General features: G+C 61.1%; 17 protein-coding genes and 2 tRNA genes. 12 read left to right on the top strand and 7 right to left on the bottom strand.

What is annotated here, in order from left to right:
* Nucleotides 1-131 precede the first annotated feature (131 nt).
* From lexA to AC1DU8_RS09575, 3 genes are all read left to right on the top strand, one after another.
* Nucleotides 132-836, top strand: coding sequence for a transcriptional repressor LexA (gene lexA / locus AC1DU8_RS09585; protein WP_457280989.1), 705 nt, complete (start codon nt 132-134; stop codon nt 834-836).
* A 136-nt stretch (nt 837-972) separates the two neighbouring features.
* On the top strand, nt 973-1,365 hold the full coding sequence (locus tag AC1DU8_RS09580; RefSeq protein WP_457280755.1) for a hypothetical protein: 393 nt from the start codon (nt 973-975) through the stop codon (nt 1,363-1,365).
* Nucleotides 1,366-1,511: 146 nt separating this feature from the next.
* Nucleotides 1,512-2,519 carry a D-2-hydroxyacid dehydrogenase family protein gene (locus AC1DU8_RS09575; protein ID WP_457280754.1) on the top strand — a complete coding sequence of 336 codons (1,008 nt, stop codon included), beginning with the start codon at nt 1,512-1,514 and terminating at the stop codon, nt 2,517-2,519.
* A gap of 69 nt (nt 2,520-2,588) precedes the next feature.
* On the opposite strand, the gene AC1DU8_RS09570 is transcribed toward AC1DU8_RS09575, so the two are convergent.
* Nucleotides 2,589-4,724 carry a type IV pilus assembly protein FimV gene (locus AC1DU8_RS09570; RefSeq protein WP_477690127.1) on the bottom strand — a complete coding sequence of 712 codons (2,136 nt, stop codon included), beginning with the start codon at nt 4,722-4,724 and terminating at the stop codon, nt 2,589-2,591.
* 56 nt (nt 4,725-4,780) lie between these two features.
* Here AC1DU8_RS09570 and AC1DU8_RS09565 point away from each other — a divergent pair, with 56 nt between their 5' ends.
* From AC1DU8_RS09565 to AC1DU8_RS09545, 5 genes are all read left to right on the top strand, one after another.
* Nucleotides 4,781-6,301: a 3-hydroxyacyl-CoA dehydrogenase gene (locus tag AC1DU8_RS09565; RefSeq protein WP_457280752.1), complete on the top strand. Its 1,521-nt coding sequence runs from the start codon at nt 4,781-4,783 to the stop codon at nt 6,299-6,301.
* A 159-nt stretch (nt 6,302-6,460) separates the two neighbouring features.
* Complete coding sequence (locus AC1DU8_RS09560) at nt 6,461-7,240, top strand: oxepin-CoA hydrolase, alternative type (RefSeq protein ID WP_477702272.1); 780 nt, start codon at nt 6,461-6,463, stop codon at nt 7,238-7,240.
* A gap of 139 nt (nt 7,241-7,379) precedes the next feature.
* Nucleotides 7,380-8,105, top strand: coding sequence for a Crp/Fnr family transcriptional regulator (locus AC1DU8_RS09555; RefSeq protein ID WP_457280750.1), 726 nt, complete (start codon nt 7,380-7,382; stop codon nt 8,103-8,105).
* 21 nt (nt 8,106-8,126) lie between these two features.
* A complete protein-coding gene (locus tag AC1DU8_RS09550; protein ID WP_457280749.1) occupies nt 8,127-9,218 on the top strand; it encodes a phosphotransferase in 1,092 nt (363 codons plus the stop codon).
* 49 nt (nt 9,219-9,267) lie between these two features.
* Nucleotides 9,268-10,527, top strand: coding sequence for an acyl-CoA dehydrogenase family protein (locus AC1DU8_RS09545; protein ID WP_457280748.1), 1,260 nt, complete (start codon nt 9,268-9,270; stop codon nt 10,525-10,527).
* 90 nt (nt 10,528-10,617) lie between these two features.
* On the opposite strand, the gene AC1DU8_RS09540 is transcribed toward AC1DU8_RS09545, so the two are convergent.
* A complete protein-coding gene (locus AC1DU8_RS09540) occupies nt 10,618-11,304 on the bottom strand; it encodes a hypothetical protein (protein ID WP_457280747.1) in 687 nt (228 codons plus the stop codon).
* A 56-nt stretch (nt 11,305-11,360) separates the two neighbouring features.
* Between AC1DU8_RS09540 and AC1DU8_RS09535 the strand changes: the two genes are divergently transcribed.
* Nucleotides 11,361-12,065 (top strand): glutathione binding-like protein, encoded by a 705-nt coding sequence (locus AC1DU8_RS09535; RefSeq protein WP_457280746.1) that lies wholly within the window; start codon nt 11,361-11,363, stop codon nt 12,063-12,065.
* A 425-nt stretch (nt 12,066-12,490) separates the two neighbouring features.
* Here the strand turns inward: AC1DU8_RS09535 and AC1DU8_RS09530 are convergent.
* Nucleotides 12,491-12,567: transfer RNA gene (locus AC1DU8_RS09530), tRNA-Arg, on the bottom strand.
* Between the two features lie 239 nt (nt 12,568-12,806).
* Here AC1DU8_RS09530 and AC1DU8_RS09525 point away from each other — a divergent pair.
* Nucleotides 12,807-13,250, top strand: a complete 444-nt coding sequence (locus AC1DU8_RS09525) for a response regulator (RefSeq protein ID WP_477690125.1) — start codon at nt 12,807-12,809, stop codon at nt 13,248-13,250.
* A gap of 116 nt (nt 13,251-13,366) precedes the next feature.
* On the opposite strand, the gene AC1DU8_RS09520 is transcribed toward AC1DU8_RS09525, so the two are convergent.
* A tRNA-Pro gene (locus AC1DU8_RS09520) sits at nt 13,367-13,443 on the bottom strand.
* Nucleotides 13,444-13,598: 155 nt separating this feature from the next.
* On the opposite strand from AC1DU8_RS09520, the gene AC1DU8_RS09515 reads away from it, so the two are divergent.
* Entirely contained in the window at nt 13,599-13,985 is a 387-nt protein-coding gene (locus AC1DU8_RS09515) for a DUF488 domain-containing protein (protein WP_457280744.1), read from the top strand.
* A gap of 108 nt (nt 13,986-14,093) precedes the next feature.
* On the opposite strand, the gene boxB is transcribed toward AC1DU8_RS09515, so the two are convergent.
* The 3 genes from boxB to AC1DU8_RS09500 form a co-directional block, all read right to left on the bottom strand.
* Nucleotides 14,094-15,518 carry a benzoyl-CoA 2,3-epoxidase subunit BoxB gene (gene boxB / locus AC1DU8_RS09510; RefSeq protein ID WP_457280743.1) on the bottom strand — a complete coding sequence of 475 codons (1,425 nt, stop codon included), beginning with the start codon at nt 15,516-15,518 and terminating at the stop codon, nt 14,094-14,096.
* 128 nt (nt 15,519-15,646) lie between these two features.
* Nucleotides 15,647-17,350 (bottom strand): 2,3-epoxybenzoyl-CoA dihydrolase, encoded by a 1,704-nt coding sequence (boxC, locus tag AC1DU8_RS09505; RefSeq protein WP_477726678.1) that lies wholly within the window; start codon nt 17,348-17,350, stop codon nt 15,647-15,649.
* Between the two features lie 13 nt (nt 17,351-17,363).
* On the bottom strand, nt 17,364-18,260 hold the full coding sequence (locus tag AC1DU8_RS09500) for a helix-turn-helix transcriptional regulator (protein ID WP_477726677.1): 897 nt from the start codon (nt 18,258-18,260) through the stop codon (nt 17,364-17,366).
* Between the two features lie 134 nt (nt 18,261-18,394).
* Between AC1DU8_RS09500 and AC1DU8_RS09495 the strand changes: the two genes are divergently transcribed.
* The gene (locus tag AC1DU8_RS09495; protein ID WP_457280740.1) at nt 18,395-18,886 is read left to right on the top strand and encodes a flavodoxin domain-containing protein; all 492 of its coding nucleotides are present in this window, start codon (nt 18,395-18,397) and stop codon (nt 18,884-18,886) included.
* Nucleotides 18,887-18,919 lie beyond the last annotated feature (33 nt).

The following is an 18,919-nucleotide window of genomic DNA, read 5'->3' as shown; positions in this document are numbered from 1 at the left end:
AACTTGCAATCTTTTAAAAACTGGATGAAAATACAGTTACTGGATATTAAAACAGCTACAGCAACGTGCGTACCCAAAGCCAACAGGCAATACGCAAGCGGGCTGAAGTTGTGATTCAAGGAGCAACAGTGATGAGCACACTCGATAACTTTCCGCATTTTCCCTCTGAGGCTCCCAAGCTCACTGCGCGCCAGCAGCAAATTCTGGAATTGATCCAGAGCGCCATCGCGCGCACGGGCGCCCCGCCCACCCGTGCTGAAATCGCCGCTGAGCTTGGCTTTCGCTCTGCCAACGCCGCCGAGGAGCACTTGCAGGCACTGGCCCGCAAAGGCGTCATCGAGCTGGTCAGCGGGACTTCACGCGGCATACGTTTGCGCAATGACGCCCTTCGCAGCCTGAACGAATCCAGAATCAAACAGTTTTCCCTGCCGTTGCAAAGCCTGGCCCAACTCGCCCTACCTCTGGTGGGGCGGGTTGCTGCTGGCAGCCCGATTCTCGCGCAGGAACATGTCGAGCAAACCTATTATTTTGAAAGCAGCCTGTTTCAGCGCCAGCCCGACTACCTGCTCAAGGTTCGCGGCATGAGCATGCGGGACGCAGGCATCATGGATGGCGACCTGCTGGCCGTCAAGCAATCAAAGGAAGCCAAGAATGGTCAAATTGTCGTGGCCCGGCTGGGTGATGAAGTGACCGTCAAGCGCTTTCGCCGCAACAAGCACCTGATCGAACTTCTGCCCGAAAACCCGGACTTTAAAACCATTGTGGTCGAGCCCGGCGAGCCTTTCGAACTGGAAGGCCTGGCCGTCGGCCTCATTCGCAACACGATGCTGATGTAGGCAGTTCACCTGGCCACGCACCAGGTGGCGGGCGTTTGGCCGTTGTGATGGCCAACACCCTGGTGCCGGGGCCTTCCTGGCAATTTGCCAGTTTGCAATCCTGCCTGTGTAAACCTCTCTCATACAGGAGTTCATCATGGGAATCATCAGTTTTTCACATACACCAATGTCGTCAGTCCTGCTGGCACCCGTGCAGGCATTGGTGTCATTGTTTTTGCCGGCGCAGGGTATGGCTGGGGCAAGCCGTTTTTCCGCGCCAGCCGGCGCGCAGCCCAGATCTCACCAGCTTGCGCTACCCTTTGCTTCCGGCGATTTCGCGGCAATGCGCGGCCCGTCTGCCCGCGCCACTGGTACTCTTGCCGTCCAACGCTCTGTCAAGGCGTCCCGACCCAGCCGGCTGCGAGTTGTCCGTGAGTTTGACTCCAATGTCGGCCCAGCGTGCGCTGGCCGCATGGTGATATCCGGCCGCATGGCCGACGTCTGCGCGGAACTTGAGCGCATGAGCCAGCGAGAAACCTCTTTGAGATAACTGGTACGGCAAGCTTCCCACCAGAAGTTCAGCCCGGGCCTATGCGCTTTGCGGCGCCGTCTAGTGCGTTTCCTTGAGATACAAAATCCCCAGTCGGAAGTGACCCCGGCGGCAAGGAAGAAAAATCTTGCAGGCACAATATCGGCATGAATATTGTGATCCTCGACGACTATCAGGACGCGGTGCGGAAACTGAACTGCGCAGCCAAGCTGGAGGCCTACCCCGCCAAGGTCTATACCAACACCGTTAAAGGCATCGGCCAGCTGTCCGTCCGCCTCAAGGATGCCGATGTCATCGTCCTGATCCGGGAGAGAACCCAGCTCAACCGGCAAGTTATTGAAAAGCTGCCCAAACTCAAGCTGATTGCCCAGACAGGCCGTGTCGGAAGCCATATAGATGTCGCGGCTTGCACAGAACGCGGCATCGCGGTTGCCGAGGGCATTGGGTCTCCTACGGCACCCGCGGAGCTGACCTGGGCACTGGTGATGACCGCCATGCGCCGCATTCCGCACTATGTAGCCCACTTGAAGCATGGCGCCTGGCAGCAGGCAGGGCTCAAGTCAGCTTCGATGCCACCCAACTTCGGCATTGGCTCCGTCCTCAAGGGCAAGACATTGGGGGTATGGAGCTACGGGAAGATCGGGCAAATTGTGGCTGGCTACGGCAGGGCCTTCGGTATGCGTGTCGTCATTTGGGGCCGCGACGCATCACTGGAGCGGGCACAGGCCGATGGCTTTGAAGTCGCGGCCAGCAAAGCCGAATTCTTTGAGCAAAGCGATGTACTGAGCCTTCACCTGCGACTCAACGCAGAGACACGCGGTATCGTCACGCTGGAAGACCTGTCGCGCATGAAAACCACGTCCCTGCTGGTGAATACATCAAGGGCGGAGCTGATCGAGCCGGAAGCATTGATCGCCTCCCTCAATCGCGGGCGGCCCGGCCTGGCGGCCATCGATGTTTTTGAGTCGGAGCCCATCCTGCAAGGCCATGCGCTGCTCCGCCTGGAAAACTGCATTTGCACGCCGCATATTGGCTATGTTGAACAGGACAGCTATGAGCTGTACTTTGGCGCGGCGTTTGACAACGTCGTCAACTTCATCAAGGGCACGCCCACCAATATCGTCAACCCGGGGGCCTTGCAAGTACGGCGCTGATGTGACACGCCCAGCCTGATCAAGTGCGCGTAAACCCGGGATTCCCGGCGAGCCAGGCTCAAACTTCGCTCAAGTTTTCTGCGTCGGCCCCGAAGAATCCGGAAAGTCGAGGTCAAACTCGATGAGATTGTTGGCAGCGGCTTGCGGCGGCCGCGCACCAGCGTCGATCGATGGAAACGGGACCAGGTCCCCGCCCTCACCTGCACTCAAATCAATATCAAGGCCAAGCCGGGGGGAAGCGGGAGGCTGCGTCGGGTCGGTTGCACCTGCCACGGCAGGAGACGGCAAAGGCGCCACGATCTGGAACCGGGCTGACAGTGGCTGGATGCTGGTGGGTCCAAAGCCTGCAACGCTTGGGAGCGTATCCGGCATGGTCGGAATCGACGGTGCGTCCGATGGTTTTACCGGTGCTTCGGCGTCGCCGGGCGGCCGGCTAACAATCCTTTTTGCGATCGAGTGGAGGAGCAACAGCTCGCGGTAGGCGGCCAGGCTGAAGACCTCTCCCCGCGAATCCGGTTTGCGGAATATGGACTCTTCAAGTACGTCGAGTACCTTGGGCGTTGGCCAGAGGGCCTCAATCCGCGAGAGGGCCTCCGTGTAATACTCAAGATCGTGCGTATTCGCCGCGTATTCGTCGAATGGCGGCACCTTGGCATTGAACATCTTGTTGAAGTCTGTGCGCAACGCGTCGTAATCCTCCCGGCGTCCCAAGCTGTGATAGAGGTCAAACAGGTCGAGATAGACGAGCGCGCTTGTTTCCACGTTGTCCATGATGTGGTGGCGCAGAACATCTACCGCCTTGTCGGGCCGGCCGAGCGACAGGAAAAAATCGGCCTGTTGCTGCACATCAAACAGCTCTTCGGCATTCACAATCCGCGGCATGCTGCTGATACCGCTCAGGCTAGGCAGAAATTCCGAGGGGAATCTGGATTCGGCAACCCTTGGGCGCGCCACGGCGCTTGAAGCCGGCGTATTTTTCGGCGCATCGAGAAATGGTTCGCTGGGATCGAAATCAACCAGCGAATCGGGCATAGGCCCGGCGCTCACCGATTCAGCTTCTGAGGCCCCGCGCAAAAAGGCTTTCCCGGTGTTACCCGTACCTTCAGTCACATAAGGCGCGCTGTCTTCGGCAAACCCTTTGCCCCACCATGATCCCCGGCTGACACGGCTTTGCTGTCGGCTACGTATCCATAGTGCCAGGATCGCAAGAAGGGAGGCGACCAGCAAGGCGTAAAGGGCGTATACGAGCCAGTTGTTATAGCGTTCACCGCGCGCCTGCTCAAGCTGGCCGCGCATTTCCATCACGGCTTTTTCGGTTTTCTGGCTTCGCGCGAGCATGCCGGCAACATCGGCTTCCAGGGATTTCAGGCGCTGGCTGTCGCGCACCATGTCTTGCGGCTGTGCATTAAGCGCCTGCCACAGTGCGGCGGCAGCAGCGCGCTGCTGGGCGTCTGTTGAGGGCTCCGTCAGCAGCTCCGGCGAAGACCGGAGCACAGGGTCGCGCTCGGCCGCCAGGTCAATGGGGTCAAGTTTCAGGCGAGAACGGAGCTTGCCCGCCGGCTCGGATGCGGACTTGCCAGCCCCGCGAACAGCAGGCGTTGCCTGCAGCAACCCAACTGAGGTAGCCGATCGCAATTCACTGCCTCCGGCAGGCGGGACTTTTCCGGACCTCGCTCTTGGGGCTTTTCCCGGGCTGGAGGGCGCGGAGCCTGCCTGTGCCTTTGTGGCGTTGCCGCCGGCGCCAACAACACCAGGCATCTGCGCCACCAGAGGGGCAGTCGCCACGGCTTCTCCGCCGACAACGGGAATCGGGCTGGTGTTTTCTCCGGCCACTTCCGCCAGCAGCACGTACTTGCGCGTGTTTTTCTGCAAGCATCCTTCACGCACATAGAGTGTCACCACCGGCTCGTCGACGCCTGAGCTTGTGCGGATGCGGATCAGTGCCTCACCGGAAGCGCCTTGCGACGTGACAACGCGTACCTTGTCCTGGGCAACCTGGCTGTCGCCAAAAAACACATCTGCCGCCACACAGACTGCAGACAGCCCTTCCGTGCCGTCCAGGTGCGCCGACAGAGTGACATCAAGGGGGCGTCCGACAAGGGTGGCGCCGCGCATGCGCCCCAGCGACAAGGCCATGCTGTGGACGGCAACGCCCATCAGCAGAACGCCAAGGAGATATTTGACAGGCTTCTTGGCAAGTTTCATGGGGTGGGCAATTTTGACACGGTACCCTGCCAAATACGGTCAGCCATAATTCAGGCATGGAAGTAAATTACGCGAATGTGGGAATAGTTGGCACCGGCGCCATGGGGCGCGGCATTGCGCAGATCGCCGTGCAGGCCGGCAGCATCGTCAGGCTGATGGACGCGCAGGCAGGCGCCGCGGAAAAAGCGCGCGAAGCCATCTGCGCCCAATGGGACAAGCTCGTTGAAAAAGGCCGCATCGACGCAGCCGCGGCAGCCGGGCACAAAGACCGGCTTGTGCTGGCCTCCACCCTCACTGACCTGGCGGCCTGCGACCTCATCATCGAAGCCATCGTGGAGCGGCTGGAGGTCAAGAAAGCCCTGTTCGCCGAACTCGAGACACTGGTACCTGTGCACACCGTTCTGGCCAGCAATACCTCCTCGCTGTCTGTAACGGCCATCGCCGCAGACCTGAAGCACCCCGACCGCCTGGCCGGTTACCATTTCTTCAACCCCGTTCCGCTGATGAAAGTGGTGGAGATCATCGCCGGCCTGAAGACCATCCCCTCTGTATGCGAAGGCTTGAGCCAATACGCCCGGCAAATGGGCCACACACCCGTGCAGGCGCAAGATACGCCCGGCTTCATCGTCAACCACGCCGGCCGGGGCTACGGCACCGAAGCGCTGCGCATCGTCAGCGAAGGCATCGCCGATTTCGCCACCATAGACCGCATCCTGCGCGACCAGGCCGGCTTCAAGCTGGGCCCTTTCGAGCTGATGGACCTCACCGGGCTCGACGTCTCCCATCCCGTGATGGAGTCGATCTACCACCAGTACTACGAAGAAGCCCGCTACCGTCCCAATGTGATCACGGCGCAGCGCCTGGCCGGCGGCGTGCTGGGCCGCAAGACCGGAGAAGGCTTTTATCGCTACACCGACGGCGCCATGCAGGTGCCGCCCGAGCCTGCCGTCCCTGATGTGACCGAACTCCCGCCGGTGTGGGTGTCGCCGCGTGCTGCACGCCGCTCGGAGCTGTTGCAACTGCTCAAAAACCTGGGCGCCAAAATCGAAACCGGCGCCTCCGCATCACCACAGGCCCTGATGCTGGTGGCCCCTTTGGGCTTTGACATCACCACCGTCGCCGTTGTCGAACGGCTGGACCCGGCCCGCACTGTGGGTATCGACATGCTGATCGACGACGCAGCCACCAAGCGGCGCGTGCTGGCGACCAACCCGGCCACCCGCACCGACATGCGCGACGCCGCGCACGCCCTCTTCGCCCGCGACGGCAAGGCCGTCAGCGTGATCCGCGACAGTGGCGGTTTTGTCACCCAGCGCGTCGTAGCCACCATCGTCAACATCGCCAGCGACATCTGCCAGCAAGGCATTTGCAGCCCGAAGGACCTGGAAACCGCCGTCACGCTGGGCCTGGGTTATCCGTTGGGGCCGCTGGCCATGGGCGATCGCTATGGCCCCACCAATGTGCTGGAAGTCCTGTTCAATATGCAAACCGTGTATGGCGACCAACGTTACCGCCCTTCCCCCTGGCTGCGGCGGCGCGGCGCCATCGGCCTTAGCCTGTTACACCAGGAGGAATAGCACCCCCTTCGGATGCTCACTTCGTGTAGCACCTTCCCCCCTCGAGGGGGCGGCGCCTGCGGCCTGGCGAAGCCAGTTCCGCGGCCCCCACTGGCAAGGGGATCTGTACGGGGACTTGGTCCCTGCCTATTTCTTATTTCGATGCATTGGAAAACTAGCATGGCAGGCGCAATCAAAGGTACGAGCGAGGGTCAGACCCTTATCCTGACGATCAGCAACCCCGAGTTCAAGAACGCGCTCGGCCCCGACATTTACGCCGCGGGTATTGAGGCACTGAATGCCGCTGAAAACAACCCCGACATCCGCAGCGTGGTGATCACCGGCGAAGGTGCCATGTTTTGCGCCGGGGGCAACCTGCAGCGCCTGGAGGCCAACCGCCGCGAGGCGCCGGAGGTGCAAGCCCAGAGCATTGAAGGCCTGCACAACTGGATCGACTCGATCCGGACTTATCCCAAGCCGGTGATCGCCGCCGTGGAAGGTGCTGCCGCCGGTGCAGGTTTTTCACTGGTGCTGGCCTGCGATTTCGTCGTTGCAGCGGACAACGCTGTGTTCGTGATGTCTTACAGCACCGTGGCACTCTCGCCCGACGGCGGCGGCAGCTGGGTCCTGGCGCGTGCCTTGCCGCGTGCGCTGGCCAGCGAATTGCTGATGGCCGGCGAACGCATAGGCGCGCGCCGGCTCCATGATTTTGGCTTGGTGAACCGCGTTACGGCCCCGGGCGAGGCCTTGGCCCAAGCGCTTGAACTGGCCGACAATCTGAATGCACGCGCACCCAACGCGCTGGCCAGCATCAAGGAACTCATCAACGACGCAGCCGGCAGCACGCTGACCGAGCAGCTCACCCGCGAACGTGATCACTTCGTGCGCAACCTGCACGACGCCAACGCGGGTGAAGGCATAGACGCCTTCCTGAACAAGCGCACGCCGCACTACCGCTAGGCGGCAGGCAGCCGGTCGCGGGCTGCCCAACCGACAATCCAGGCCTACGGCCGGGCGACACCCATGCGACAGCCCGCTGGCGCCGGGCGGGTCCCTCAAGCGACAATGGACGTCTTGTTAGTCACTCAAACGACAGCCCATGGACGATCCCATTCTTACGATAGAGGAACGAGAGGCCATCAACAACGGCCGCTGGTTTTCATCCCTGTCCCCATCACTGAGGCACGACATACTTCGATGCGCCTACGTCAAACGCTACAAAGACGGCGAACTCATCAGCGCCCGCGGCGATGTGCCGGAAGAATGGATCTCCTGCGCGCGGGGTGCCATCCGTGTCAGTTCGACCTCGATTTCGGGCAAGCAGGTCACGCTGACCTATGTGGAGCCGGGCCTCTGGGTCGGCGATGTGGCGATCTTCGACGGCGAGCGGCGCACCCACGACTCCTATGCCCATGGCGAAACCACGCTGCTGTGCGTCTCGCGCGCCGACCTGCGCAAGATTCTGAGCCAGCATGTCGAGCTGTACGAAGCCCTGCTGCGCCTGCATGCGCGGCGCATACGGCAGCTCTTCGGCCTGGTGGAAGACCTCAACACCCTGCCCTTGCGGGCAAGGCTGGCCAAGCAGCTGCTGCACCTGGTGCGCAGCTACGGTGTGCCCAGCCTGGCGGACAGCGGCGAGGTGCGAATCGGCCTGCAGCTGGCGCAGGAGGAATTGGCACAACTGCTGGGCGCCTCGCGCCAGCGCGTCAACCAGGAGCTCAAATCCATGGAGCGCGAAGAAGCCATCCGGATCGAGCCGGGAGGCTTGGTGGTGCGCAACCGCGCAACCCTGATGCGCATCTCTGAAGCTGAAATTGACAAATAAACAGAGACAACACGTTTGAGCATGAGCAATTTCGATCACTTTGTCGGTACACGGGCTGTTTCGGGTGGGCACGCTTTTGATCTCGAAGCCCTTGCCGCTTATCTCGACAAGCACCTGCCTGGCTTCCAGGGCCCGCTGACCGCGGAAATCTTCAAAGGCGGCCAGTCCAATCCGACCTACAAGCTGATCACGCCCACCGCTTCTTATGTGATGCGCGCCAAGCCGGGACCGGTGGCCAAATTGCTGCCGTCGGCCCATGCGGTGGAACGCGAATTCAAGGTCATGCAGGGGCTGCAGGGTACCGACGTGCCGGTGCCCAGGATGTATTGCCTCTGCGAAGACGAATCCGTGATCGGCCGCGCTTTCTATGTGATGGAATTCGTCGAGGGCCGCGTGCTGTGGGACCAGTCACTTCCCGGCATGACCAACGCCCAGCGCGGCGAGATCTACAACGAGATGAACCGCGTGGTCGCCGCACTGCACAAGGTGAAGTTTGCCGAGCGAGGCCTGGCCGACTACGGCAAGCCCGGCAACTACTTTGAACGCCAGATCGGCCGCTGGAGCAAGCAGTACGCCGCATCCATCACCCAGCCTATCGCCGAGATGGACAGCCTGATGCAGTGGCTGCCGGCCAACATCCCGGCCAGTGCGCGCGACGATAGCATGGTGTCCGTCGTGCATGGCGACTTCCGGCTGGACAACCTGCTCTTTCACCCCACCGAGCCACGCGTGCTGGCGGTGCTTGACTGGGAGCTCTCCACCCTGGGCCATCCACTGGCCGACTTCAGCTACCACTGCATGGCCTGGCACATCCCGCCGGGCGCTTTCCGCGGCATTGGTGGGCTCGATGTCGTCAGCCTGGGCATTCCCACCGAATCCGACTACATACGCCTTTACTGCGAGCGCACCGGGCTGGCCACGCCCGAGGCGCTCAAGGCCGACTGGAACTTCTACATGGCCTACAACCTGTTTCGCATCGCGGCCATTCTGCAAGGCATTGCCAAGCGCGTCGAGGCCGGCACGGCCTCCAGCGCCCAGGCCGTCAGCTCGGCCGCCGGCGCGCCGCTGCTGGCGAAGATGGCATGGGGCTTTGCCCTGAAAAGCCAGGGCTGAACGACCGCTGCCTCACCACAACATCGCCTCACATCTTTCTGGAGATTTCATGGACTTCAACTACACCCCAAAAGTACAGGAACTGCGGGCGCGCCTGCTCAAGTTCATGGACGAGCATGTTTACCCCAATGAGGCCCGCTTTTTCCGCGAAATCGCCGAGAACCGTGCCAAGGGCAATGCCTGGATCCCGACCAGGCTGGTCGAGGAGCTCAAACCCAAGGCGCGTGCCGCCGGCCTGTGGAACCTGTTCTTGCCGCACTCGCCGCGCGCGCCTGAAGGTTTGTCCAACCTCGAATACGCGCCGCTGTGCGAAATCATGGGCCGCGTGCCTTTCGCGGCCGAGGTGTTCAATTGCTCGGCGCCCGACACCGGCAACATGGAAACCATCGCCCGCTACGGCTCCGAAGCCAACAAGGACCAGTGGCTGGATCCGCTGCTCAAGGGCGAGATCCGTTCTGCCTTCCTGATGACCGAGCCCGAGGTCGCCTCGTCTGATGCGACCAACATCCAGTGCCGTATCGAACGCGACGGCGACAACTACGTCCTCAACGGCCTCAAGTGGTGGTCATCCGGCGCGGGCGATCCGCGCTGTGCCATCTACATCGTCATGGGCAAAACCAACCCCGACGCCGGCCGCCACGAGCAACAATCCATGATCCTGGTGCCCGCCAACACGCCCGGCATCGAGGTCATCCGCCCTCTGTCGGTATTCGGCTATGACGACGCCCCGCACGGCCACATGGAAGTGCGACTGACCAATGTGCGCGTGCCCGCCGCCAATTTGATGCTGGGCGAAGGCCGTGGTTTCGAAATTGCCCAGGGGCGCCTTGGCCCCGGACGCATCCACCACTGCATGCGCAGCATCGGCATCGCCGAGCGTGCGCTGGAGTTGATGTGCAAACGCCTCAATACCCGCGTCGCCTTCGGCAAGCCCATCGCCAGCCAGTCGGTCTGGCACGAACGCATCGCCGAGGCCCGCTGCATGATCGAGCAGGCCCGCCTGCTGACGCTCAAAGCCGCCTACATGATGGACACCGTTGGGAACAAGGTTGCAAAGGCCGAGATCGCGATGATCAAGGTGGTGGCGCCCAACATGGCCTGCCAGATCATCGACTGGGCCATCCAGGCCCACGGCGGCGGCGGTGTGTCGGACGACTTCCCGCTGGCCTATGCCTACGCCAGCCAGCGCACCCTGCGCCTGGCCGACGGCCCGGACGAGGTGCATCGAGCTTCTCTGGCCAAGCTTGAGCTGGCCAAGCACTTGCTGATGCCCGGCGAAGTCGAGATGCCCATCACGCGTGGCGGCTGATACGCCCAAATTTTGCTATTAAATCAATAGCTACTCGCGCTCACCCCATACGGCTAAAGTGCCAATTTCACCCTGAAAATGGCAATGCGATCAGAGCGTGATGTCGTTGGACAGGCCTGCAATGGCCGATTCGCAGGCGCTCGTGAAGATCTGGGCCGCATGTTCCAGCGTCGGCATGTCGGCGGGGGTGTATTGCATGCGCAGGTAAGCCTTGCCGCGCAGAATCATCAGGATAAAAGGCACTTGCGCATCTGGTGATGGCTCCGGCCAGTTCATCAGCAAGTCGACCAGGTGGGTGTCCAGCCAGGCCTGCGCATGCACACGCTGGTCTGCCATGACTGCGTAGCGCTGCCAGAACGGCTTGGGCAGGCTTTCCCAACCTACTTCCGAATACATGGCCAGCCAGCGCACCTCTTCCGGCATGCTCAGGTCTGCGGTGGTCTGCAGGGTGTCGGTATAGGCCTGGTAAGCACGTTTTTCAAGTGAATCCTTCAGTGCCCGGTTCATGACCAGCACCGTGACGTCGTCGTTGACCTTGATCTCACCGCGGGCGCGGAGTTCTTCGCCGCGGATGTAGTCGCGCGAGGCCCGGCCACGCTCCATCTTCCAGGGTTTGCCACTCACGGAACCTTTCAGGGCGAAACCCTTGCCTTCCCCCAGGCCGGTATAAGAAAAGCCGCGGGTACCTGCCCACTCGGACACGGCATCGTCGGAGGCGCCGGCGTCGCCCGCATCCCCCTTACCCCCGACAAAGACTTTCTTCAACCGCTCAAACATGGTTTTGGCTTTTCTCTTAAAGTGCAGCAACCTCATGTTAGTCCAAGGAAGCGCCAATGATCAATGTTTACTCCTGGCCCACACCGAACGGCCACAAGGTCCACATCATGCTGGAAGAATGCGGACTGCAGCTGGACCGGGACTGGCGGGCGATTCCAGTCAATATCGGCACCGGCGACCAGTTCAAGCCCGAATTTCTGGCCATCAGCCCGAATAACAAGATTCCTGCGCTCGTTGACCCGGTCGGCCCCGACGGCAAGCCGATCCCGGTGTTTGAATCCGGCGCCATCCTGCTGTACCTTGCCGCAAAAACCGGCCAGTTTTTGCCAAAAAGCGACCGCCTCAAATTCCAGGTGCTGCAGTGGCTGATGTTCCAGATGGGCGGCGTCGGTCCCATGATCGGGCAAACCCACCATTTCCGGCAGTACGCGCCGGAGAAAATCGACTACGCCATCAACCGCTACACGAATGAAACGAAGCGGCTTTACGGCGTGATGGACAAGCAGCTTTCCACCCACAAGTTCATCGCCTGCGATGAATACACCATCGCCGACATCGCCATCTTCCCCTGGCTGCGCAATTGGCAAAACCACGGCATCGACTGGGCCGATTACCCGCACCTTAAAAAATGGTTTGACCTGATCAGCGACCGCCCCGCTGTACAACGCGGCGTCAAAGTGCTGGCCGATCTGCGCAGACCCATCACCGACGACAAGGCGCGGGAAATTCTGTTTGGCAAGACGCAGTACGAAAAGCGTTGAGCTCAGGCTCGTAGCCGGCGCCTTGCCAGTGCACTGCCCCGCTTTGGGACCGGCCGATAGCAAGCGTGGCGAGGGGAACCGCAGCGTTGTTCCCGATTTGGGATCAGATCGCGTAGCGAGAACGCGCCAGCAAGTCCGAGCCGCACCGGAAGAACCGGAACGTACTTCAGGTACGTGAGGATAAAAGCGCATCGGGCTGAAGCCCAGACAAGAAAATCGGCCGATAGCAAGCGTAGCGAGGGCCCGTCAGCAAAGCCAAACCGTACCGCAGCGTTGCCCCCAAATTTGGGATCAGATCGCGTAGCGAGAACGCGTCAGCAAGTCCGAGCCGCACCGGAAGAACCGGAACGTACTTCAGGTACGTGAGGATTCTGAGGAGCGCATCGGGCTTGATCACGCGTTCGCAGTAGCGAGATGGCCCAAATTGGCCTGCCCGGAGGGGATCGAACCCCCGACCCTCAGCTTAGAAGGCTGATGCTCTATCCAACTGAGCTACGGGCAGTCTGTATGTGTGTCAGCGCGGCGGAGCCGCAAACGTGCGAACTGCAGGATTCAGTTCGTCGCGAATCATACCTTCAAACGCCTGCCGGATACCCCGGGCAACAGGGCCGGACATGTCCGGCACGCGGTGATTCGGACTCAGTGGTTTGTTGTGGTTCTCACACACCGCAATGACTCACCTATGGCTGGCTCCCTGTCAGGGGTATATTGTCTACACGAAAGAAACGCAAAGGCACGCACATGACCCGACCAATCCTGCTGCTGGTGGAAGACAACCCTGCCCATGTCGAGCTCACCATGGTGACGTTGCAGGAAAACGGTGCGGACCATGAAATCATCGTTGCCCGCGACGGCACGGAAGCCCTGGAATACCTTTTCTGCGAAGGTGCTTACAGCAACCGGACCAACGACCATCCACCCGAACTCGTCATGCTGGACCTGAATTTACCCGGCCTCAGCGGGCTGGAAGTCATGCAGCGCATGCGGGCCGACCCCCGCACCTTCTTTGTACCCGTCATCCTCCTGACGTCCGAATCCAAATATTCCCCGGTGGTGAAAGAGCTCCAGGGCGGGCTCAACAGCTACGTTCGCAAGCCGCTGCACTTTCGGGATTTTCAGGAAAAACTGGAACAGGTGCGCGAATACTGGCGCACATCCAACTTTGGGTCCTTGCTCAAGCCCTGAAAACGCCGCCGTTGGTGGGCCTGAGGTCCTGAGGACTGCCAAGGCCGGACTGGCGAGACGCCTCCGCAAACAGGCATGAAAAAGCCCACATAGGTGGGCTTTTTGCTGGGAATTTTTGGTCGGAGTACAAGGATTCGAACCTTGGACCCCCTGGTCCCAAACCAGGTGCGCTACCAGACTGCGCCACACTCCGACAAGTCCAAGATTATAGCCCGAACTTGACTCACTTTCACGCACGGCCCCAACTTTTCTCCACGCTACGGGGGCCAGCACGTTCCATAAGGCTGGCAGTACCCGCGGGCGCTTCCAAACAAAGCCTGCCAAAATCGCACCCCAAAGGAGACTGCCATGGCCATCAAGATCGTGAGGCTGGGTACGACACGCACCGCTGGCGAGGGACTGCGCATAGGCACGGTGCGCCGGCCACCGCGCGGTATACCCAAAACGGAGTTTGCATCCGGTAACTGGTATGACGTGTGGTACCCCAATTTGGCGCCCAGCGTGGAAACCATGAAACTGGGCCAGTCGGTTAACTCCGACAAGGACTGGGCAGCCTTCAGCAAGAAATACCGGGCTGAAATGAACGAACCAGATGCCAGCCGCAACCTGGACTTGCTCGCGGCGCTGTCGCACCAGACGAATTTCGCGATGGGTTGCTACTGCGAGAACGAGGCGCGTTGCCACCGCTCGCTACTGCGGGACCTCCTCAAGGAGCGCGGCGGCAGGATTGGTTAGCCCCCACGGTTGCTCACTGCGTGTAGCGTCCTGCCCCCCGAGGGGGCCGCTGCGCCTGCGGTCTGGCAAAGCCAGTCCCGCGGCCCCGACTTGGCTTAAACCACACCCTTAGAGTTTGACGTATTCATACTCAAGTGGATTCGCGTTAATGCCGCGATCAGGCGGCGCGATCCAGGCCGCCATCTTGCCGGGCTCGGTCACGCGGTTCATCAGGCTTTTCACAAACGCCGTGTCGGCCGGCGTGGGTAGCCACTGGTCTTTTTTCGCCTCGAAATCGGCGGCGCTGATCGGATTGCCCAGCGGATCGGTGAAGTTGCCGGCCCAAGCGCCGACTTCGCGACGGAAACGCGTCGAGGGCAGGGTCAGCTCAAAGTCTACACCCGCGCGCTTGATGCCCATGTTCCAGCGCGTCACGCCGACATTGCAGTCCTTGACGTATTCGAGCCGCGTGATTTCATTCATGCCGTTGCGGGTTGAAATCGTCTCGTTTTTAGTACCGCCCTGCCCGTTCGGCACAACGATGCTCATCTCGGTTTCGAGCTCCACGTGGTCGGCGAACTTGGCTTCGTCCGGCCGGCCCTTGATGCCATTGCTGAAGTAGTTGGCGGCGTTGGACGACGCTTCCGAGCCGAACAGGTCCAGCGAAGAGGTGAACCAGAAGTTCATGAATTTTTGCACCGTGGGCAGGTCAATCACGCCGGCTTTGCGCAGCGTGGCGACATCGTCGGTATCCAGCTCTTTCATCACCTCCAGCGTGCGCTTGATGACTCGGCCCACGCCGGTTTCACCCACAAACATGTGGTGGGCTTCTTCCGTCAGCATGAAGCGTGTGGTGCGGGCCAGCGGGTCGAAAGCGGATTCAGCGAATGACTTGAGCTGGAACTTGCCGTCACGGTCGGTGAAGTAGGTGAACATGAAGAAGGACAACCAGTTGTCCATGGGCTCATTGAAGGTGCCCAGGATGCGCGGCTTGTCGGCGTCTCCGCTGTGGCGCATCAACAGCTCTTCTGCTTCTTCACGGCCGTCGCGGCCAAAGTGCGCGTGCAGCAGATACACCATGGCCCAAAGGTGGCGGCCTTCCTCAACGTTGACCTGAAACAGGTTGCGCAGGTCATACAGCGAAGGCGCAGTGTGGCCCAGCAGGCGCTGCTGCTCGACCGAGGCCGGCTCGGTGTCGCCCTGCGTCACGATCAGGCGGCGGAAGGTCGAGCGGTATTCGCCGGGCACGTCCTGCCAGACCTCTTCACCCATATGGTCGCCAAAGCCGATCTTGCGGCCCTCTTCCTTGTCGGCCAGGAAAATGCCCCACCGATAGTCGGGCATGGGCGTATAGCCGTAGCTGGCCCAGCCTGATGCATCCACACCGACAGCAGTGCGCAAATAGACTTCCTTGGCCTTGAAGTCGCTGGGGCCCATCTCGTCCCACCAGTTGAGAAAGGCGGGCTGCCAGTGCTCGAGCGCGCGTTGGAGCTGGCGGTTTTCGCCCAGGTGGACGTTGTTGGGGATGAGGGCTTGCAGATCTATTGAGCTCATGGCGTTCTTCCATCAAATAAGTTGCGAGGCGGCAGCAGCAATGTCAGTACCAGTGCCAGCGCGGAACCGGCTTTGCCGGGCCGCAGGTGGCGCCCCCTGGGGGGAGGCGCCGCAGGCGCTTCGGGGGGTTACACCCTCTTCCAGTCGAACTTGGCTTTCTTGCCCGTGCCGAAAAGTTTCAAGGCACCGTCCTCACCCACCGCATTCGGACGAATGAAAATCCAGTTCTGCCAGGCCGAGAGCCGCCCAAACACGCGCGTCTCCATCGTCTCTTTCCCCGGGAAGCGCAACGAGGCTTCCATGCCGGTCATGGCGTCGGGTGAGAGCGAGGCGCGCTCTTCCAGCATGATGCGGATCTCGTCTTCCCAGTCGATGTCATCGGGCGTCAAAGTCACAAGGCCCAGCGCCAGCGCCTGGTCGGCACGCAGCGGGCTGTCGCCGAGTTTTTGCAACTGTGCAATGGTGGCATCGTCTTCGCAGAATCGGGTTTGCAGGCGTGTCAGGCCATTGACGGCGGGGAACCAGCCGAAGTTGGCCGGGCTCAGTTGCAGTGCAGGCGCGGCATCTGGTGAATCGGGCAAGTCCAGCATGTAGATGCGGTCGCAGGCCAGGGCCAGCTCGTAGAAAGTGCCGGCAAAGCACGAACCCGCATCGACCAGCGCAATCAGCGAACGGCTGGTGACGTCCAGCCGGGCCAGGGTGCGGCGCAGCGCGCCCGTGGTTTCCTTGACCAGCCAGTGGTCCTTCAGTTTGGCCAGCGTTTCGTCCATGCGGATCACCTGGCCGGCATCGCCGGTGGTCTTGATGACCCAGGTGCCGACTTCCAGTTCGTTGGTGCGCAGGTTGAGGATGGCGTCGTCCAGTTCGCGCTGCAATTTCAGCGGGTACCAGTTGGCGCCTGCGGCTTCGATGGCATCGGGCGTGGACTCAATGGCTGCGGCTGGCGCTTTTACCGTGATGGTGGCAATGCGCTTTTCGCGGTCGACCTGCGCGTTAACCAGGCTGTAGTGATAGCCGGCGTCATCAATAACTGCTTTCAGCGGTGTGAGCTCAATGCCTTTTGAGGCTGCAGCCCTTGTGGACTGTGCGCGAAGTGCTTCAATTTCTGTAGCAAGCAGATCGCCAAACTGCTGCGGCTTGGCGTGGGCGTCGATCAGTTTCCAGTCCTTGGCGCGGTCGGCGCGCACGCCTTCACTGGTCGTGCAGAAGATATCGGCCAGATCGCGGCGCACCTTGCGCTTGTCGGTCACGCGGGTCAGGCCGCCAGTGCCGGGCAACACGCCCAACAAGGGCACTTCAGGCAGGCTGACGGTGGAAGAGCGGTCGTCCACCATGATGATGCGGTCGCAGGCCAGGGCCAGCTCGTAGCCGCCGCCGGCACAGGCGCCGGTCACCGAGGCAATCGCCTTGAGGCCGTCATGGCGCGAGGAGTCTTCCAGGCCGTTGCGGGTTTCGTTGGTGAATTTGCAGAAGTTGACCTTCCAGCCGTGCGTCGACAGGCCCAGCATGTAGATGTTGGCGCCCGAGCACCAGATCTTTTCCTTGCCCGACTCGAACACCACCACCTTGACGGCCGGGTGCTCAAAGCGCACACGGTTGATCGCGTCGTGCAGTTCGATGTCCACGCCGAGGTCGTAGCTGTTGAGCTTGAGCTTGTAGCCGGGCTTGATGCCACCGTCCTCGTTGATGTCCAGCTTCAGACGCGCGACGTCACCCTCCACGCTCAGCGTCCAGTGCTGGTATTTGCTGGGGTGGGTGGAGAAACTCACGAGCTCGCGCTCCTGGCCTTCGATGACCTGTTTGAATAAAAGCGGTTCTGTCATGGCGTTCATGGGGTGTCTCCGGTTATGCCCGTTCGACGGTGTCGCGGACGGTTGTTTTGGGAACGGCGCGTTCCAGGTCTTTGAGGCTTTGTTTCAGTGTGCGCGCAGCGGTATCAACCACGGCGTCGGCGCGGGCATAGAGCGCTTCGCGGCTCGAAAGGATGCGGCGGATGTCTTCCATCGCCTCGTCGGTCGCGCCGCGGGTCGTGTCGAAAGGCCGCATGTCGCCCTGGGCCACCACGCGGGCCATGTGTTCTTCGGGGCTGGCTTTGAGCCAGACGCAGTAAAAACGGCTTTGCAGCAAATCGAAGGTTTCGCGCTCGCTCACGATGCTGCCGCCCGTGGTCATGACAACGCCATTCGGGTGGTCTTCGGCGATGCGGAACAGCGCGCGACGCTCATAGCGCCGGTAGCCGGCCTGCCCGTGCAGCAGCAAAATTTCGTTCATGCTGGTGCCGGCTTCGCGTTCAATCTCGCGGTCCAGCTCGATAAAAGGCACGCCACGCTCGGCCGCCAGCTGGCTGCCCAAGGTGGACTTGCCGGCGCCACGCAGGCCGATCAGCGCTACCCGCTGCTCGCGGCCCAGTGAGTCGCTGAGGCCGAAGGTGCTGCCAAGCAGGCTGCAGGCCTGGTCGAGCTGGGAGTCGTCCAGCCGTGTCAACAGGCCTTGCACACGGGCCAAAGCCGGCCGCGGCGCGTCTTGCAGCAGCTCAAGAATGGAAATGTTCAGCGCCCGGGCCGCAGCTTCCAGGGAATTGATTGAAACGTTGCCCTTGCCGGTTTCCACGTCGGCCAGAAAGCGCTCGCTCAGGCCAGAGTCCGACGCCAGCTGTTTGCGCGTCATGCCCCGGCGCGCGCGCCAGGCACGAACACGGGCGCCCAGTTCACTGAGCGTGGCTTTCGATTCCTGTTCGGACATGATTTCCAAGAAGCACCTGTGTAAAAAGTCGCCCTTTCAGGGCTTTGTCAGTTGCATTTCGTTTAAATTGCAGTATACTTCAGGTTAAATTGATGTCAAGCAGTTTATTGCATCTTTTATTTGGAGACTTCTTGATGAAACTCAAAATCCTTGTAGGTACCATGACCAGTACCGCCGACTACGTTGCACAGGCCATTCAAATGGATTGTGCCGACCTGGTCAGCGACATTGAGGTCGAACTGATGGACAACCTGGACATCAGCGTCTTTGATGCTTCGAAGGCGGAAGATGCACTTTATCTCATCTGCAGTTCCACCTACGGCTCCGGCGATGTGCCCGACAACGCCCGTGCCCTCTACGAATCATTGAGCGCCAACCCGCAATTCCTGGGGCATGTGCGCTACGGCGTTATCGCGCTCGGCGACCGCACCTATATGCAGACCTTCTGCTTCGGCGGCAAGAAGTTCGACGAACGCCTGACCGACCTGGGCGCCCAGCGCATCGGCGATATCTGGTGCCACGACGCCAGCAGCGGCACCATGCCCGAGACAGAAGGTACCGAGTGGTGCCGCCAGTGGCTCACCGGCGCACTGCAGACGCTGGGTGCCAGCCCGGCCACCGCTTGATCTGCATCATGAATTTATAAGAAATCGGCCCGT

This window comes from Polaromonas sp. P3_A5 (genome assembly GCF_056403055.1).
The sequence above is the reverse complement of the archived record's forward strand: the minus strand, read 5'-3'. Positions and strand labels throughout refer to the sequence as shown.

Bases quoted from the DNA above. Each gene is read 5' to 3' on its own strand.
- AC1DU8_RS09550 (WP_457280749.1), top strand. From the start codon at position 8,127: ATGAGCAATTTCGATCACTTTGTCGGTACACGGGCTGTTTCGGGTGGG.
- boxC (WP_477726678.1), bottom strand. From the start codon at position 17,350: ATGAACGCCATGACAGAACCGCTTTTATTCAAACAGGTCATCGAAGGC.
- AC1DU8_RS09570 (WP_477690127.1), bottom strand. From the start codon at position 4,724: ATGAAACTTGCCAAGAAGCCTGTCAAATATCTCCTTGGCGTTCTGCTG.
- AC1DU8_RS09575 (WP_457280754.1), top strand. From the start codon at position 1,512: ATGAATATTGTGATCCTCGACGACTATCAGGACGCGGTGCGGAAACTG.
- AC1DU8_RS09525 (WP_477690125.1), top strand. From the start codon at position 12,807: ATGACCCGACCAATCCTGCTGCTGGTGGAAGACAACCCTGCCCATGTC.
- AC1DU8_RS09495 (WP_457280740.1), top strand. From the start codon at position 18,395: ATGAAACTCAAAATCCTTGTAGGTACCATGACCAGTACCGCCGACTAC.
- AC1DU8_RS09515 (WP_457280744.1), top strand. From the start codon at position 13,599: ATGGCCATCAAGATCGTGAGGCTGGGTACGACACGCACCGCTGGCGAG.
- AC1DU8_RS09555 (WP_457280750.1), top strand. From the start codon at position 7,380: ATGGACGATCCCATTCTTACGATAGAGGAACGAGAGGCCATCAACAAC.
- AC1DU8_RS09565 (WP_457280752.1), top strand. From the start codon at position 4,781: ATGGAAGTAAATTACGCGAATGTGGGAATAGTTGGCACCGGCGCCATG.
- AC1DU8_RS09580 (WP_457280755.1), top strand. From the start codon at position 973: ATGGGAATCATCAGTTTTTCACATACACCAATGTCGTCAGTCCTGCTG.
- lexA (WP_457280989.1), top strand. From the start codon at position 132: ATGAGCACACTCGATAACTTTCCGCATTTTCCCTCTGAGGCTCCCAAG.
- AC1DU8_RS09535 (WP_457280746.1), top strand. From the start codon at position 11,361: ATGATCAATGTTTACTCCTGGCCCACACCGAACGGCCACAAGGTCCAC.
- AC1DU8_RS09540 (WP_457280747.1), bottom strand. From the start codon at position 11,304: ATGTTTGAGCGGTTGAAGAAAGTCTTTGTCGGGGGTAAGGGGGATGCG.
- AC1DU8_RS09560 (WP_477702272.1), top strand. From the start codon at position 6,461: ATGGCAGGCGCAATCAAAGGTACGAGCGAGGGTCAGACCCTTATCCTG.
- AC1DU8_RS09500 (WP_477726677.1), bottom strand. From the start codon at position 18,260: ATGTCCGAACAGGAATCGAAAGCCACGCTCAGTGAACTGGGCGCCCGT.
- boxB (WP_457280743.1), bottom strand. From the start codon at position 15,518: ATGAGCTCAATAGATCTGCAAGCCCTCATCCCCAACAACGTCCACCTG.
- AC1DU8_RS09545 (WP_457280748.1), top strand. From the start codon at position 9,268: ATGGACTTCAACTACACCCCAAAAGTACAGGAACTGCGGGCGCGCCTG.